Consider the following 15,410-nt stretch of genomic DNA (forward strand, 5'->3'; position numbering starts at 1 on the left):
CCGGCGTGAAAGTAGGGATCGGAACGGTGATCGACGCGGCTGTGGCGCTGCGGGCCCTTGCCGGGCTCCTGCTCCGTTGCGTTTGGGCGCAAGCCGGCCCTCGGGCATGACTGCTTGGGGTTCTCCGGTGCACGCGCAAGACCCCTCCGACTTGATTCCGCTGAGGAGAACTTCACGAGCATCTCTCCGAACGGCGGTGGCCCCGCCGGGGGGGGCCACCGCCGGCGAGGCCACAAGTTGATCGTCCAGGGAGGAGAACGGAGCTTCTGATTGATGGTCGATAGGCCACCTCCGAGTGCGCTCGAACTGCTCTTGTGGTCAGTTGGCGAGTTCCCTCCCCGACGGTGAATCGCTAGCGGCGGGGGTTGTCTCGCTGTGTACTTCGCCCAGGGCGTCGATGTGGATGCGGCGCGGCTTGGCCCGGTCGGCGATGGGCATGATGAGGGACAGCACCCCGTCCCGGTAGCCCGCGGAAATCTTCTCCGCATCGATGCCGTCGCCGAGGAAAAGCTTTCGAAGGTAGGAGCCGGTGAAACGTTCCCTGGCCACCCACTGCTCCTGTTCCGCTGCTGCGGGGGTGCGTTGCCCCTGGATGGTGAGGATGCCGTTATCGACATCGATACGCACGCTGCCCGGGTCCAGCCCGGGCAGGTCGGCGTTGAGGACGTAGTGGTCGCCCTGGCGGTAGACGTCCATCGGCATGAACCGCGGTTCGCCTGGTTCCCCGGCCAGTCTCGAGGTCACCCTGTCGACCCCGGTGGACGCGTCGAAGACGCTTGGATCGAATCCCAGCACAGCAATCACCCCTTCCGAGAACGGGTGGCCCTGCCCCAGCGGCGGAACCACCAGCTGTGCATCACTGTTGTAACCTGCTCCACCGTGGACTGCCAATAATCCGAACGAGTGACGTCGGGCCGTTGAGAACCGCTGCTGGGAAGGAGGTCTCGACCCCAAGACGTTGTTGGCGAGCTGCCGGGCTTACACCCGGTGGGCGGCTCGGGCGGTCCTCTGAGCACACGTCGTGGAGCAGGCGTGGTGGGTATAGCCGCCCGGGCGCCTCGGGCGACCAGCGCCCGGCAGCCAGCGCAGGGCCAGGCGGCGGTGGGCTCCTCGCAGCGGTACAGCCCTGTGACCGTGATGGATGGACCCCTGGCTGACCGGATCACGCGTGGCCGCCGTTGAGTTGCCAATGCTCGGCGAACGCGGTGAACTCCGACCAGGAGCAATCTTTGCTGCCGTCGCTGCGATGGCCGCAAACCCTGTAGACCAATTCACCGGCCCGGGGAGTGCAGCCACAAGCCGGCCGCTGCCAGCACTTGCCATTCGTGAAGGAAAAGTCAAGACTATGGCGCAGCACGAGGACGTCGCGGATGGAGAACCGGGCGTACTGCACCCAAGGTGTAGTGCCTAGGCGGGCGGCGAACGAGTGTCATGGAGGCTGCTAACCAGACTGTCAGCGAATTCACCACGTGGTATTACGAGCCGCTTTGGCGATGCTGTCGGCATCGGCGTTCTCGTTGCGGCCCGCAGCTCCTCGTCGTGGATTGCACCGCACCGCTCGAGGGCGAGCAGCTCGCCAAGGATGTGCGGACGCTGAGATACGATTACTTCGATGGTGGTGTTCGAGATGTAGATCTGCATCCCGTCGAGAGCATCGCTAGGCGAGTTCGCGCTCGGGACGATCTCCTGGGCCGCGCGAAGGTCACCTTCTGTCAGATCTCGACAGCACCAACGTCAGGGGGTAGGTGCGGTTACCGTCGGCATGCGCACGACGAATCTGGTCGGCGGTCGGAGTTACGACCTCCGCCGCACGGAGTCGTTCGGCGGCGCTTGTGAACCCCTTTGCGGAGACACAGGGCTTCCCCTTGGTCGCGTCGTGAACGGCCCGGGCGGCAGTGCCCAATTGAACGCCAACTACAGCGGACGCCATCCGGGCAGGAGTCGGTCGAGTTGACGCTTGCGGTGGTCGAGGAGTGCTCGTGTTCTGAGGTCCCGGCGTTGGGTGCCGAGCCATTGTCCCAGTTGACGTTCCTCGAACGGGGCGGGTGGTGCGCTGCGGGGCCAGCGATCCTGTTTTGCTCGGAACGACGCAACGGCTTCCAGCCGTTGTTGCCAGTGTGCTTCTTGGACTTGGAAGCCCCAGGAGCCGCGGCCGGGTGGGCGTCGGTCATCGTCCACGGCGATCTCCGCAGGCAGGAGCGGCGAGGTCCAGCCCGCCTGGGGTGCACTCGCACGGTTTGATCACGATGTGTTGATACACCCTGTGGGTGGCGGTCGCTATAGGTACCGCGCAATGTGGAGGGCGTCGCTTCCTGCCTGCATCCGGCGGATGGGCGCGTCGGAGTGGCCGGATACCGCGGTCATGAGGAGGGACTGTTCATCGGTCGGCTGGTGTCAGAGCGCCCGGCCGGCAGAGGATGTCGTGCATGAGTGCCTTTCCAGCCCGGTAGCCTGTGATCCAGGAGTCGTCGTCGATCCTCACTCAGGCGACCGGAGCGGTTTTCGATGCGTTGGTGACTGAGCCAGTTTCCCAGTGATCGTTCGTCTTCCGGGACTGACATCAACCTGTTGGCGCGGGGTGGCCGGCCGGTTGCAGCCAGGTGGGCAATGACGGCGGCTAATCTTTCCAGCCATCTGTCATTGTCGATCTGGAATCCGGACGCGGACGCGGGCGATGCTCCGTGATCGGCGGTGGTCCAGGACGGTGGCGGGGGTACCTCGAAGTTGGGGATGACCGACCAGAACCTGTCCGCTGGTTGCAGCCAGTCGCTGATGGATTCGTTGAGCTGCGCGATCCGATTCGCGCGGAGCACGCCGATCCGGAAGTTCTTTCGTTGAGTCACCAGCCAGGTGGCAAGTCGCCGCTCATCACGACCCGGGGCGTTGGTTCGCGGTGGCCGGTCCTGCCCTTCGATGAATGACTGCACGTTCGCAAGCATCTGGACCCAGCGCGCTTCCCGCCCCAGTACTTGCCTTGGACGTCCTACAGGATTCCCGTTGGGGTCCGCCTTCGCGGGCAGAAGGACCTGGCTGCACCAATCTGGCCAAAGCCGGTCCAGTTGCGCTCGCCGATGCCGCGCCAGGGTGCCGTCAGCCAGGTAGCGGCGCTGGTTGCCCAGCCAGTAGCTAAGGCTGCGCTCGTGCAGAGGGGTGGTGGGTGTGCGGCGTGGTGGTCGGTCGTGTTGGTCGATGAACGCCCGTAGCTCGGCGAGTCGTGCTGACCAGAACTGCTCGTTGGGCACACCCCCGATGCTGTGGTCGACAGGGACAGGCCCCGCAGATGCACCCTTCAGCGGCGGCCCGGTCCTGCCGCGGCGCCAACCGGGCAGTTGTTCGTCGAGTTGCTGTTGCCGGTGCCGATCGATCGGCGGGTTGGTGCGCCGCTGGTTGCCCAGCCACTGTCCGAGCCGCCGTTCTGCGGGTGTGGTCTGCGGGGACTGGTGCGGCCAGCGATGCTCGGCCGCGACGAACGTCACCAGCAACCGCAGCTGCACCTGCCAGCGCTGATCATCCGCAACGAAGCCCCGCGAACCTGTCATCCTGCTAAGCCTGCCACCTTCGAGTCCCGGCTGTAGGACCTTGACCCACTTCCGTGGACACCTGTGCTGAGGCGATGATCGTCTCGGAGCAACACAAAGGTGCCGTAGAGGTGCCCTCCTGCCCTGAGCGGTGCGGCCAGGTGGGCGCCGATACCCATCCGGCGGGTCGTCTCCAGAGCCGACGTGATTGGGTTCGTCTTGGCGTCGGGGATGACCGCTGGGAGGTCACCCGAGACGACACGCACGCGATAAGGGCCAGCCAGGGCGGGGGAGAAGCCGGGCGTGACGAGTTGGCCTTTGAGCTCGCCGCTGACTGTCTCGACGACTTGTCGGCCCTGATCGAACCGGGAGATCCAGGCCAGATCCATGCCAAAGCGTTTCCGCACCAGGTGCAGCAGCTGGCCCGCCATCTGGTCGTCGGTGATCTCGGGTGCCGGCTCCGCCCACGGATCCAGGGTGTCCATCGATACCTGCCCCGACTTGCGTGCGGGCATCAGCCCACACTCGGCGCCCTTCCTTCGACAGCTGCATCGGCGCAACCGTTGCAGCATTTGGGTGATTGTTGCTTACGAGTAATTGCGCCGCTACTGCCTGTGAGAAGTTCCTCGGAGCCGGCGCAGTCATGCGGCGTCGTGGATGAAGGTCCGCCCCAACCCCTGTCTCTTGGCCTGGTACATAGCCAGGTCGGCGTGGTGGATGAGGTCCGCTACTGGATCGTCGCCGTTGGTGCGGGCGATTCCAATGCTGGCCGAGACGTGACGGTGGTGATCTCCGATGGCGAGGGCCACCTGCAACGCGTCATGGATGCGCGTCGGCCTGGCCTCCAGGAGGTCAATCCCACGGGCTGGGATCGATTCGCTCGCAGAGCACGATGAACTCGTCACCGGCCACGCGGCGAAGAATATCGGGACCGCGAACGGCGTCGCGCAGTCGCCCTGCCACCTGTTCGAGAACGGCATCTCCGGTCTGGTGGCCGAAGGTGTCGAGGATGGGCTTGAAACTGTCGAGATCAACGAACATCACAGCGGCTTGATGCGGCTGGCCGCGAGCGCCCTCCAGTGCCCGGTCGATCAGCTGATGGAGCAGCCGACGGTTCGGCAACCCGGTGAGTGGGTTGTGCAGCGCATGTTCTGCGATCTGCCGGTGAGCCTCGCGGGCCTCGGCCCGGTCCGATGCGATGCCATCACCACGTTGGAGACCACCACATCGGCTAACAACTGTGCCGCTTCAGAATCCGATTCGGTCAACTCATGCTTGCGGCGCCAGTAGAGATCCAGGCACCCCCAGCTGCGTCCGCTGCTGCGCAGTGGCACTGCAAGCACTGCCCCGATGCTTTCGCGGGCAGCAATTCGTTCGAACTCCGGCCACGCCATGTCCGATCGGGACCCGGCGAAGACCGGTCGGCCCGAGTCCATGGCGTCTTGGCACGGCCCCTGCTGCAACCTCTGCTGCACCCGTTCCAGGGGCGCAGCCTGCGCAGGTACCGCGTCGACGAACATGCTGCGCCCATCGACAAGACGAATGACACCCACCGCATCCACCGACAGGACCTCCGCCGCCAACCGGCACAACCGACGCAACAGATCATCAAGCTCGAACTCTCCGACGCAAACGCGGCCAAGCGCCCCACCGCCCACGCAAGCCCGTCCAACACCACGACGCCGCCACCCTTCGCCATCACCCCAGTTGGCAAGCAGCCGTCATGACTGGCCTTTGCGTGCGTCGTTGAAACACACACGCGTCGGTCTCGATCCCCCATACGGCGGGCGCGGTCACGTCGGGGGTGTAGATGGTCGTCGTCATCTTCTAAGACCCGCCAGTCGCAGTTCTGGATCAGGACCGACCGGCCCCGCGGAGGGCGACACTCGACCCCGCTATGGCGAGGCCCACAATGGTGGACGGATCCTCAGGTGGGGTAGCTATCCTCGCCCCCCGTGAGTCTGGACCTGTTCGAGTTTGAGTCTGCGGGCTACCGTGAGTGCCCCACCTGTTCGGTTCGAGTGCTGCTCGAATCGTGTGGGTCGGCGTGCGCCTACACGAGGCTGCGGGTCGCACAGTCCGCAGGCAGAAGTGGGGCATGGTGGTTCCCGGCTGGCTCTCGTGTCGTGGATAATGAGGGCGCTTTGCGTACGCCCCCTACCCGCGGTGGCGATCGTATCTAAGGCGGCCTCAGCAACAGGAACCGTCGACCCGCAGCATCTGGGATGACCGCCATCACTGACCCATCACTCGTCACCGAGCCCGTCGGACGAAGTAACGGCTTCCAGCTCGATCAGGCCCGATGGCTGCGGCAGCTCGCCGCCACGAAGGAGTTCCGCGAGGAGTCCGGCCGGCTTCCTCGCCGTTCAACCGACGAACACGAACGTCGCCTGGCCTTGTGGCTCGCCACACAGCGCCGCGAATTCGCGGCGACGGCGCTGTCCGAGATCCGGGTCGCCCATTTAGACTCTGAACTGCCTGGATGGAACTCCGCCCACCTGTCTCGTCGGCGGGAAGCCAGCCGATGACCGAGGAAGAGGATCGGCGCGAGATCGCAGCCAGAGGGCGCGCCCGAGCAGCTGGATTGGACCTCCACCGGTCATCCGACCACGAGATCACCGTCGAACACGGCGGCTACATGCTCGCAGATCGGTCCCGAGTCATCCTCGGTGCCACACCCCACCCGTTCAGCGCCGGCATCGACGAGATCGAGGACTACCTCGCCGAGCATCTTCCACGAGGGCGAGATCTGACGCGGCAGTCACCCACGGCTCCCCCGGGCTATTGACCGGCTGCCGAATCTGAGCGACAGCGCCATGAGAGAGCGAATGTGGCAACGACGCTTTGTCCGGCCGGTTTCGGGGACAGTGGAGTCGCTCGGACAAAGCGACCTCGCCGGTTCAACCCGACTGCTGAACCACCACCATCTGCCTCTTCAGGACGCGGCGTCGAGTTCCTCTGCGCGAACCGCTGAAGTGATGTTGCCGCAGTGACAGCTCGGGCAGATGAAGACCACCCCGGAAACGCCGGCGATGCTGCGCATCCCGCGCATCAGAGTCGTGCCGCAACGGCCACAGTCAGCGTCGAGGTGGCCCCGACCTTCGAGGTAGAGGTTGCCCAGCAGTGGCGTGCGGAAGACGCAGAATCGTTCGTCGTCCGCACCGGGAATCGCAGCGACGGTGAGTCGAACGTGTCTTCTCCTCATCCTCAGCACCCCTTCCGTGCGACGAGAACACTCCGAGCTTCTCTTCATCTCACCAGGTAAAAATGTTGTTTCGCGACGCCGAAAATGGTGAATCCTTGTCCTCCGACTCTATTCGGGGTGGTGACGGTCTGTAACTGCCCGTGGCCACGAAAGCGGGACATACCTGGCGAAACAGTTGTTATCGCCGGCCCGGATACGTGACCTGGTCCGCTACAGGTAGCGTCGTCGCTCGTGCCCGAAGGCGACCCCCAGCCCACGAACCCTCCTCGCACTGTGGTCTGCCGAAGGACCACGAGTGGCTACAGCTCGTGCAACGGATCACCCCCGGACCCGTGACCGCACGTGTTGTCGGCCCCGTCTACGTTTACGCGAAGGGGCACGTCAACGGGTAACCGCAGCACTGAAGACGGGGGAAACACTGTCCTGTGTCCTGTCACGTCGAGCGCACCTCGCGGCACCGGGCATCACCAACTTGCGGCTCGCTGTACATCCCCCGTGAGTCGAGCCGTAGGCCTCGCCGTGGCAGGGGGCTGCCCGGCGAGGCCATCCCAGCTGTAGAGCACGATTCGTTGTGCACTTCTTGCTGCCCGTACCGTCTCGCTCGGCTGGCCACGACTGTCCCTCGCTGGTTGGCTGACCCACGAGGGGTGCGCCACGTCCGGCCCGACTGCCGGGCGTGGCCCCACTCACATTTCGGTCGCGTGTTATGCACAGTATTGGCGGGCAAACTGCTCGTGCGGCTCCCCGGTGTCACCCCCCTGACAGGGTCGAGCCGACGGCCCCGCCGTGGCCACCCCCTGGGCCGGCGGGGTCGCCCTCACTCCCGCATTGGTTGACAAGCAGACTGTTGCGATGGAGCACGGATTCCGCCCCGACGACGAGACGTGGACCGCCCACCTCGAACACCTCGCGCATCACCTACGGGTACGCGGCTTGCTCCCATCCACCGCCGTCGGCACGGACGTCGTCGAGCGTCGTCTGGCCTATTGGCTAATCACACAACGACGTGAAGAACGGATGCGGACCCTGCTCCCGCACCGGCGGGAGCAACTCGACCAAGCCGTGCCCGGCTGGCGCACACACCGCCCGATGTGGGCGTGACCCGATGGGGTTCTCACCCTGGGGCCGACTCCTGTCGGCAGCCGTACTGGCCCCCAACCTCATCCTCCTCTGGGCACCTCCCCGTGACGGCCTGCCGGCAGCACAGGTTCCGAGACCCCTGACCCTGGCCGAGCGAGCCGGGCAAGGGCTGTGCATGAGTGTCCCGGCCATCACCCGCATCAGGGCACATGCGGTGGGGATGGTCCCTCCCGATCATCCTCGGCCTCGCCATCTACTACCTCCTATGGGGGCGCTACCTTACCTCCGGTCGCAGACTTGCAGCCGCGCTCTACACCCCCGCAATGAAATCCCAATCCCCATGGCGATCCTGCCCGTCATCGTCTTCGCCGCCGGCGCCGCGTGGCTCGGCAGCTACTGGACCCTCGCAGCCACCATCATTCTAGGCATCAGCCACATCCTCGCCTCATTCATCATCGCCAAAGCCAAGGGGACTGTCAGGTCATCGGTGTAAGTGATCCAGACACGCCGGGTGCGCCTGGCGGGAAGGATCGGACATGTCGGACACGCTTGATGGCATGACATCGACGTCAGCGGGCTGCATGGACCAGCAGCAGTTCGCGCAGGCCCTGGTGGCGCAGGCCTGGAATGCCTGGAGTTGATTCGGCCCGGGAGGTCTGTTGACCGGGTTGACCGAGCAGGTGCCCGGGACCCGCCCTGAAGGCGGAGATGACCGATCACCGGGGCGACGAGCGGCACGAGCCGGCCGGCCGCAACGGTGAGAACTCACGGAACGGCACCCGGTCCAAGACCCTGTCCACTGCAGATCGGTCCGGTGCAGGTCGAGGTGCCCCGGGACCGGGACGGCTCATTCGAGCCGGCGATCGTGCGCAAGCGGCAGCGCCGGCTGACCGGGGTCGATCAGATCGTGTTGTCGCTAACGGCTCGGGGGTCTGACCACGGGTGAGATCGCCGCGCACTTCGCCGAGATCTACGGCGCCCAGGTGTCGAAGGAGACGATCTCCAAGATCACCGACAAGGTCCTGGAGGACATGTCGGAGTGGCGAGATCGCCCACTGGACCGGGTGTATCCGGTCGTGTTCATCGTCCCCCCGCAAGCGGGAGGTGCCCCATCGATCATGGTCAAGGTCCGCGACGGTCAGGTCACCAACCGGCCGGTCTACGCCGCGATCGGGGTGTCCTGCACCGGGGAGCGGGACATCCTCGGCTTGTGGGTGGGCGTTGGTGGCGGTGAGGGTGCGAAGTTCTGGCTGCAGGTGCTGACCGAGCTGCTCGGGCCGCGGCGTGGAGGACGTGTGCATCCTGGTCTGCGACGGCCTGAAGGGGCTGCCGCAGTCGGTGGAGGCGGTATGGCCACGGACGATCGTGCAGACGTGCGTGATCCATGCTGCCGGGCAGTTTTCGCTATGTCCCGCGGCAGCATTGGGACGCTCTGGCCAGGGACCTGAAGCCGATCTACACCGCACCGACCGAGCCCGCCGCCAAGGCCAGGTTCGAGGAATTCGATCAGCAGTGGGGCGCCCGATACCCGGCGGTGATCAAGCTCTGGAAGTCGGCCTGGCCGGAGAAAGCGGGCGTTCCTGGACTACGACGTGGAGATCCGCCGGATCATCTCCCGCCACCAACTCTATCGAGTCGCGAGGCGCCCGTCACCGGCGGGCGGTGCGCGCCCGTGGGCACTTCCCGAACCAGCAGGCAGCGCGGGGGTGCCTCTACCTGGTCACCAGATCACTGGACCCGACCGGCAAGGGAAGAGCACGATGGGTGATCCGGTGGAAACCGGCGTTGAACGCCTTCGCGATCACCTTCGCGATCACCTTCGAGGGCCGGATCCAGCCGGCCTCCACCAACTGAGAACACATGATCACTTACACCGAAGATCTGACACTCCCAACCGACCTGCACGACGCCCTCGAGGCCATCCGCCGAGCCGGGAGTGCGCACTAAATCGAGCGAAGTCGGGTCGCGCATGGGCATGTTGTTGGGGGTATCGCGGCAGGGCTACTACAAGTAGATGGCGAGCAAGACGACCGAGCCGGGGGTGAGGGCCAGGCGGCGGGCGGAGTTGCTCGCGCAGCTCGTGGTATCCCGCCGGGCCTCTGATGAGGTGTCGGGGGCGCCGCGGATCCTGGCGGACCTGCGTGACGCGGGTGTGCAGGTGTCGCGAAAGACGGTGTCGAAGCTGATGCCGCACAACGGAATCCGTGGAATCAGTCCACGCCCGTGGCAGCCGGTCACCACCGCGCAGGACGTGCATGTGCACACGATCCTGGACCGGGTGGGCCGCCGGTTCGACCAGAGCGGGTTGAACATGGTGTGGACCTGGTTGTATTTGTGTGCGGTACGGGACGGGCATTCCCGCCGGGTTATCGGCTACGCCGCGGGTATGGGCCTCACGAGTCTGCCGCCTCGTAGGCATCGAACACAGCCTGCGGAATCCGGCCGCGGTCGCTGACACCCATCTCGTTTGCGGCTGCCCAGGTGCGGACCTTGGACAGGTAGGCACGGTGTTCGGCACGCTCGCGAGCTGTTTGGTCGGCCACGGCACGGATGGGCCGGGACTTCACGGTCCGCGGCAGCCTACGGCCGGCGGCGAGGTAGGAAGCGAGCGCCTTCCGCAGCGCGGCTGCGTTGCGCTTCGAGAGATCGATCTCGTAGACCGCGCCGTCGAGGGCGAACTCGACGGTCTCGGCCGCCTTGCTGCCGTCGAGGTCGTCGGTCATGGTCACGGACATGATGGAAGCCACGCGCGAACCCTAGGGCACGAAGCCCCGTACAGCGTCGCCCTCACGACTTGTGCGCCTACCAGTTTCTTGACGCAGTCCTCGGGGCAGGGATCACGTGCGGCCCCGCTTGCCACCCGGGGATGAGCGGATGGACGTAGGTCCCGCCGGTTCAGACACGCAGCCAGCGGGGCCGCACCCCTTTTCACCTGGTCAGCGCACTGTCGGTGCTCGCCACTAAAATGTAGATCGTCGGTCTGGCTGCTATCTCCCCGGGTGTGGCCAGCCCGACATCAGCTTCCGCCCCCGTCCTTGCTTCGGCAGGGCGGGGGCGTTTTCGGCACGTCACGTGCCGGGTTCACCGAGCGACCGACTCGCCCAAGCCGCATCATCATCCTGCGGCTTACTGTCATCCCCGTGAGTGGAGCCGTAGGCCCCACCGGGTCCGGCCTGCACCCGGACCCTTGTGGGGCCGCCCGCCCAGGCAAGTGCCCCGCAAGCGATCGAGTGCGGTTGGTGCGCGACCTATCAACCGGTACCGCGGGTCATCCAGGCAACCACCAACGTCGCCAAGGCCGACAACCCCAGTGCCGCCAGAATCATCTACATCACGGATGAAATGCTCTCATCCTATGCGTCCACGCGTGGCCCGCTTACAGGACTCGGGCGCTGCGCTCCCGGTACGCCGCTTGCCGACACGCGTCAGAGCAGTACTGGCGATTGGCGCGTCCCATCATTGAGGTACTACACCGGAGACAGGTGTGACTAACCGGGCCACGCTGCGGTCGCACCACTCCGGATGCGGCGAGACGGCATCGACGAGAGCAGGTGTGGTGTCGGCACCCCGCCCGAGCGCCCCGAACGACCAGCACTCCGCAGCCTGCGCATGGCGCAGGGTCCGTGGCGTGGCGGCCGCCGTACAACCCGGCCACCCAAGCTCGCTCTCCGTCGGTACCGGTCAAGGCGAACCCGCCCGGGGTGTAATGATCGATGCAGACCAGGAAATCCTGAGTCGCCTGGCCGAGGTGGCCGCCCCATCGGTACTCGCCCCTCACCCGGTAGACAGGCTCCCCCGGGCGGGGCATGCAACCACAGACAGGCCCCGTCCTCAACTGCATGAAACGCAACGGTACAGGCCGCGCCGACACCACAGCGCCGCCGGTCCACCAATGCCGTCGCTGCCCCTCAGGTACCGGCGAGTTGACCAACCGGTCCAATCTCTACGGATAGAACTGGGCAACGCCACCACGCTCGACCTTCCTCTCCGTCCCCGGCCGTTACGAGCGGATGGGTGTCCGGATGGAGGGGGCAGGGGGGCCACAACCGCCCGATCACGTCGAGTACAGCGTCCTGCGTCTGGTCGGCGATTGCCCGAACCTGGACCGCCCGGGGTTCGTCGCGGTTGACCTGGATCGAGCGCAGGGGTGTGCCCGGATCTGCGCCGTAAGTCATCTGAATGAGAAGCGTGGACGCGTGCCACTCGTACTCGGCGACCGCCTCTACCTGGAGATTGTGCAGAACCGCTCCCGCATCGCGCATGACGGGCTGTAACGACTCGGGAACCTCTGATGCATCAACCATCGGACCACCCTCGCACGTGTGCGGTGGATGAGACCCGGCAACCCAATCGTCCGTTCAGGTAAGCCCTTCGATAGCTCTTGTCCAAGCTGCCAGACTTGGCGGTCGGGATCGGGGATGGTGCAAACATCCCCGGCCTCCTGCCTTCACCTCCGGGAGCGTTTCGCTCACCAAAGAGTTGGTCGACGTGCGAGCCAGTACCAAGGCCTTCCTCGGCGCCGGCGTAGTCTGCGCGCTAATCCTTATCGAGGTCTTCACGATTGAGGGTGTAGTATCGGCCTGCCCCCGCCTCGAGTGCTCAGCCGGCTGCCCGGGATCCCCACAGCGTGCTCCGGCTGCTGACGCCCCACCCGATCACGAGCAGGACTGCGAACACGGCGGCGAGGACGGCGACGTCGACCGGGCCCGTCGAAACGATCAGAGCGCCGATCCCGGCCAGAACTGTGACGCCGACCGCGGTGCCGACGTCCTCGCCTAGTCCGAGCACGACCCCGCCGTGCGCTCGGTTCGTGCCGTTCTCGGCGCGGAATCCCTTGAACGTCAGCGCCATCACCTTGGGATACACGACGCCCATCGCAGCCCCGATCAGGACGGTCACGATCCCCAGCCCGACCGCGTGGCCCAGGCCGGCGTGCAGCATAGCCCCGACCGCGACCAACGCCGCCGCGACCGGAAACACTATCGCGGCAAGCCGATAAGCTTCGCGCTCAGATACATGCGCACCCCACCCCGTGACACTGATCAAGCCCCACGTGAGCGGGCCAAGCGACACCAGCACCGTCCCGACGACGCCGCTCGCGTCGATGTACTCGGTCGACAGCAATGGCACGAACGCGTTGATCCCGAAGTAGCCCCCGCACACCAGAGCCAGCACCCAACTGCCCGCCTGCGCACGACGCTCCGCAGGCACCGTCAGTACTAGCGCGCGGCGGAAAGGTGCCATTAGCACCACGATCAGCAGAACCACCCCCGCCGCGACACCCCACACGGTTGCCGACGCGACGCACACCTGCGCGGCCGCCAGGCCCGCCGCGATCGCGACGAACGCCCACGGCCCCCGAACCTTCGGAGCAACCGCAGGACGTTGCCACCCGACGGCGCGTAGCGATCCAGCCATCAAACCTCGGGCGATTAGCACGAGTACCGCCGGCCAGACCATAGTGGCTCGCCACCCCCACGCCACCAGCAGCACCCCGTTGATCGCCGGGCCAACCAGAGCCGGTGCGATCCACATGATCGCGTATAGCCCGAAAACTCGCTCCCGCTTGCTTCGCGTCCGGATACACCTCGGAGATCACGCCCATCCCCAGGCCGCCCATCAGCCCCGCCGCGACACCGCGCAACGCCAGCCCGACAACGAGCGCCCACATCGTCGTCGCGGTCGCCGACATCACGACACCCGCGATCAGCACGATGGTCGAGATCAGCAACTGCGCCTGCGCGCCGATCCTGCCGTACAGATACGCCCCGAACCCCAGGAACGCGATCCCGACGATCCCTGTCGCCGTCACGGCCGCCCCGTAGAATTGCAGCCCGCTCAGCTCAGCGGCACCGACCGGCAGCACCGCAGAGTAGCTCAACCCGGTCACACTCGCCGCGAACTCCGCCAACAACAACGCAGCCAGCAACCGTCCGCGCGCACCCGCGAATAGCTCCCCAAGACCTGAACTCTCCCCACCAGCCATCACGACGACACTATGCCGTCACCCAGGACCCCGCACCCAACTACACCCTCAACTGCGATGAGCCCCTTATTGCCGCCCTGCTGAACTACATCGGACAAGGATCCAGGCCGGCCTGGTACTGGTACATCCCACTCCCCGTTCTGATCATCGTCCTCGCGATCATCCTGCGGCGCCGCGGCCAGTGACGTCGCCCGTGGACGCGAGCTAAGCCGTATCGGCGGATCCTCCTGCACCTTGGGACAGAGAGTCGAGACGCATACCCGTTTGACCCACCGGCCACCGCGGGCACCGAACCCTATAGCGGCACGTTCCTCCCGGGGATGAACGACCGTCAGGCTCCGCCGGTTGACGGACTACAGCCGGCGGGGCCGCCTCCGTTGCTACACCCGACGGACCGGTAGAAGCGAGGACCTCGATCCTCCACCGACATGGCACGGCATGGCACTCCAGCCCGCCCCAACACCAGGGGAAGCCATGACCATCCCCCGCAATCCGCGCATCGTCGGCCGCGTCGTCGCACACCGCAACGACGCTGACCTCTACCGCCAGCACCAAGCCCAGGAACTCCTCGGCACCGCTGGGTTCGAGCATGACCAGGACGGCAGCTGGCATCCGGTGGACGTTTCCTCGCGTGCCCTCAATATGCCCACACTCGACCCGAAAATGTTCTGATTTCGACTGATCCATGCTGATGAGAACCGCCAGTTGACGGCATGTTTCGCGTCCTGAACAGCGGGTTCGCTCGCCCTCTTGTGGCGGGATCGGCGCCACCGCCGGCGAAACACTACTCCGCGAGACGGCGACCTGTGACGGTGCCGCTGCTGGCGGCCGCGCTCGTCATACTCATCATCGGCTCCTATCCGGCCCTGGGGAATGCGCGTTCGACTCGCCGGGCCGCGCAGGCTGCCGGCGCTGCGGAGATGAGATGCTGAGTTGTGTGAATGCCGAGGCGGAGGTGTGGGCTCGTAACTTTGGCGCGGTGGTCGAGTTGCGGCATGACACGGGTCGCCTTCCGCGGACCGGAGCTTCGGCATCCCAGCGCGAGCGGGTCCTCGGACGTTGGCTGCATGCGCAGCGACGTGAGCTTCGCCGCGGGGAGCTCGACCACGACAGACGCTCGCAACTCGACCACGCGGTGCCCAGTTGGCGAGGCGCGTCGCGGAAGATGCCCGGGCGCTCTGATTGAAGGACGAAGCCGGTAGTGTCTGGTTCGCCCTCCCCACCTGAGCCGCTCCTCGGTTCGTGGAACATGCGCAAACCGCGAAGGGCGCTGTCCGGGAGTGCTTGCGCAGGTCAACATGGCCGGGCAGCGAGTTCGGATTGATCATGGCGTCGGAGATGACCAGCCACACCTCCGGCCGGGATGCGCACAGCGGTTGCCCGGAACGCGACGTCCTCACCACTGGCCGACATCAGAGCCCAAGACATCACTGCGCCCGCCTAAGGCGACGCCGGCGACGATCACGGGGGACGACACGGTGGTCCGCCCCAGCGTTGGTGTAGTTATCCAGCAACGCGTAGCAGACCTGCTGGTCGGCCAGGGGACCCGTCGCCGACCCACCCAGAGCCGATCATGCCGACGATCAACATGCTCCCGCCTTGCGGATGCTCTCCACTCCGC

Annotated in this window: 17 protein-coding genes and 1 pseudogene; 9 read left to right on the top strand and 9 right to left on the bottom strand. The window is 65.9% G+C overall.

Features of this window, described 5'->3' with window-relative positions; translation table 11 throughout:
* Positions 1 to 318 precede the first annotated feature (318 nt).
* The 7 genes from GIS00_RS12090 to GIS00_RS29325 all read right to left on the bottom strand — a co-directional run bounded on the left by GIS00_RS12090 (position 319) and on the right by GIS00_RS29325 (position 5,080).
* Positions 319 to 795: an Hsp20/alpha crystallin family protein gene (locus GIS00_RS12090; protein WP_407666860.1), complete on the bottom strand. Its 477-nt coding sequence runs from the start codon at positions 793 to 795 to the stop codon at positions 319 to 321.
* A gap of 367 nt (positions 796 to 1,162) precedes the next feature.
* Positions 1,163 to 1,393: a hypothetical protein gene (locus tag GIS00_RS12095; RefSeq protein ID WP_154768718.1), complete on the bottom strand. Its 231-nt coding sequence runs from the start codon at positions 1,391 to 1,393 to the stop codon at positions 1,163 to 1,165.
* A gap of 521 nt (positions 1,394 to 1,914) precedes the next feature.
* Positions 1,915 to 2,178, bottom strand: coding sequence for a helicase associated domain-containing protein (locus GIS00_RS29310; protein WP_196073244.1), 264 nt, complete (start codon positions 2,176 to 2,178; stop codon positions 1,915 to 1,917).
* A gap of 182 nt (positions 2,179 to 2,360) precedes the next feature.
* Complete coding sequence (locus GIS00_RS12105; protein ID WP_154768719.1) at positions 2,361 to 3,539, bottom strand: helicase associated domain-containing protein; 1,179 nt, start codon at positions 3,537 to 3,539, stop codon at positions 2,361 to 2,363.
* Positions 3,536 to 4,033, bottom strand: a complete 498-nt coding sequence (locus GIS00_RS12110) for a GAF domain-containing protein (protein WP_196073245.1) — start codon at positions 4,031 to 4,033, stop codon at positions 3,536 to 3,538. The genes GIS00_RS12105 and GIS00_RS12110 overlap by 4 nt, the downstream gene beginning before the upstream one ends.
* 126 nt (positions 4,034 to 4,159) lie before the next feature.
* Positions 4,160 to 4,498 carry a diguanylate cyclase domain-containing protein gene (locus GIS00_RS29315; RefSeq protein ID WP_154768721.1) on the bottom strand — a complete coding sequence of 113 codons (339 nt, stop codon included), beginning with the start codon at positions 4,496 to 4,498 and terminating at the stop codon, positions 4,160 to 4,162.
* A gap of 111 nt (positions 4,499 to 4,609) precedes the next feature.
* On the bottom strand, positions 4,610 to 5,080 hold the full coding sequence (locus tag GIS00_RS29325) for a GAF domain-containing protein (protein WP_407666861.1): 471 nt from the start codon (positions 5,078 to 5,080) through the stop codon (positions 4,610 to 4,612).
* On the opposite strand from GIS00_RS29325, the gene GIS00_RS27565 reads away from it, so the two are divergent.
* The 7 genes and pseudogenes from GIS00_RS27565 (at position 4,961) to GIS00_RS29330 (ending at position 10,258) form a co-directional block, all read left to right on the top strand.
* On the top strand, positions 4,961 to 5,245 hold the full coding sequence (locus GIS00_RS27565) for a hypothetical protein (protein WP_230313510.1): 285 nt from the start codon (positions 4,961 to 4,963) through the stop codon (positions 5,243 to 5,245). The genes GIS00_RS29325 and GIS00_RS27565 overlap by 120 nt on opposite strands.
* A 498-nt stretch (positions 5,246 to 5,743) precedes the next feature.
* Positions 5,744 to 6,046 carry a helicase associated domain-containing protein gene (locus GIS00_RS12130; protein WP_154768722.1) on the top strand — a complete coding sequence of 101 codons (303 nt, stop codon included), beginning with the start codon at positions 5,744 to 5,746 and terminating at the stop codon, positions 6,044 to 6,046.
* Positions 6,043 to 6,306 (top strand): hypothetical protein, encoded by a 264-nt coding sequence (locus GIS00_RS12135; protein WP_154768723.1) that lies wholly within the window; start codon positions 6,043 to 6,045, stop codon positions 6,304 to 6,306. Before GIS00_RS12130 ends, GIS00_RS12135 begins: the two co-directional genes overlap by 4 nt.
* A gap of 1,269 nt (positions 6,307 to 7,575) precedes the next feature.
* Positions 7,576 to 7,824, top strand: coding sequence for a helicase associated domain-containing protein (locus GIS00_RS12140; RefSeq protein WP_154768724.1), 249 nt, complete (start codon positions 7,576 to 7,578; stop codon positions 7,822 to 7,824).
* 319 nt (positions 7,825 to 8,143) lie between these two features.
* The gene (locus GIS00_RS27570) at positions 8,144 to 8,296 is read left to right on the top strand and encodes a hypothetical protein (RefSeq protein WP_230313511.1); all 153 of its coding nucleotides are present in this window, start codon (positions 8,144 to 8,146) and stop codon (positions 8,294 to 8,296) included.
* 151 nt (positions 8,297 to 8,447) lie between these two features.
* A pseudogene (locus tag GIS00_RS12150) lies at positions 8,448 to 9,657 on the top strand (IS256 family transposase); the annotation flags it as partial.
* Between the two features lie 160 nt (positions 9,658 to 9,817).
* A complete protein-coding gene (locus GIS00_RS29330; RefSeq protein WP_154768725.1) occupies positions 9,818 to 10,258 on the top strand; it encodes an IS3 family transposase in 441 nt (146 codons plus the stop codon).
* Here GIS00_RS29330 and GIS00_RS12160 read toward each other — a convergent pair.
* Together GIS00_RS12160 and GIS00_RS12165 are read right to left on the bottom strand one after the other, a co-directional pair.
* On the bottom strand, positions 10,197 to 10,538 hold the full coding sequence (locus GIS00_RS12160; protein ID WP_154768735.1) for a histone-like nucleoid-structuring protein Lsr2: 342 nt from the start codon (positions 10,536 to 10,538) through the stop codon (positions 10,197 to 10,199). The two genes, GIS00_RS29330 and GIS00_RS12160, sit on opposite strands and share 62 nt — an antisense overlap.
* Before the next feature lie 1,864 nt (positions 10,539 to 12,402).
* Positions 12,403 to 13,221, bottom strand: a complete 819-nt coding sequence (locus GIS00_RS12165; protein ID WP_154768726.1) for a hypothetical protein — start codon at positions 13,219 to 13,221, stop codon at positions 12,403 to 12,405.
* A gap of 1,042 nt (positions 13,222 to 14,263) precedes the next feature.
* Here GIS00_RS12165 and GIS00_RS12170 point away from each other — a divergent pair.
* Together GIS00_RS12170 and GIS00_RS29335 are read left to right on the top strand one after the other, a co-directional pair.
* Positions 14,264 to 14,461 carry a hypothetical protein gene (locus GIS00_RS12170; protein ID WP_154768727.1) on the top strand — a complete coding sequence of 66 codons (198 nt, stop codon included), beginning with the start codon at positions 14,264 to 14,266 and terminating at the stop codon, positions 14,459 to 14,461.
* A 253-nt stretch (positions 14,462 to 14,714) separates the two neighbouring features.
* A complete protein-coding gene (locus tag GIS00_RS29335; protein ID WP_407666857.1) occupies positions 14,715 to 14,975 on the top strand; it encodes a helicase associated domain-containing protein in 261 nt (86 codons plus the stop codon).
* Positions 14,976 to 15,410: the final 435 nt, after the last annotated feature.

The sequence above is a fragment of the Nakamurella alba genome, from assembly GCF_009707545.1.
Taxonomy (GTDB): Bacteria; Actinomycetota; Actinomycetes; order Mycobacteriales; family Nakamurellaceae; genus Nakamurella; species Nakamurella alba.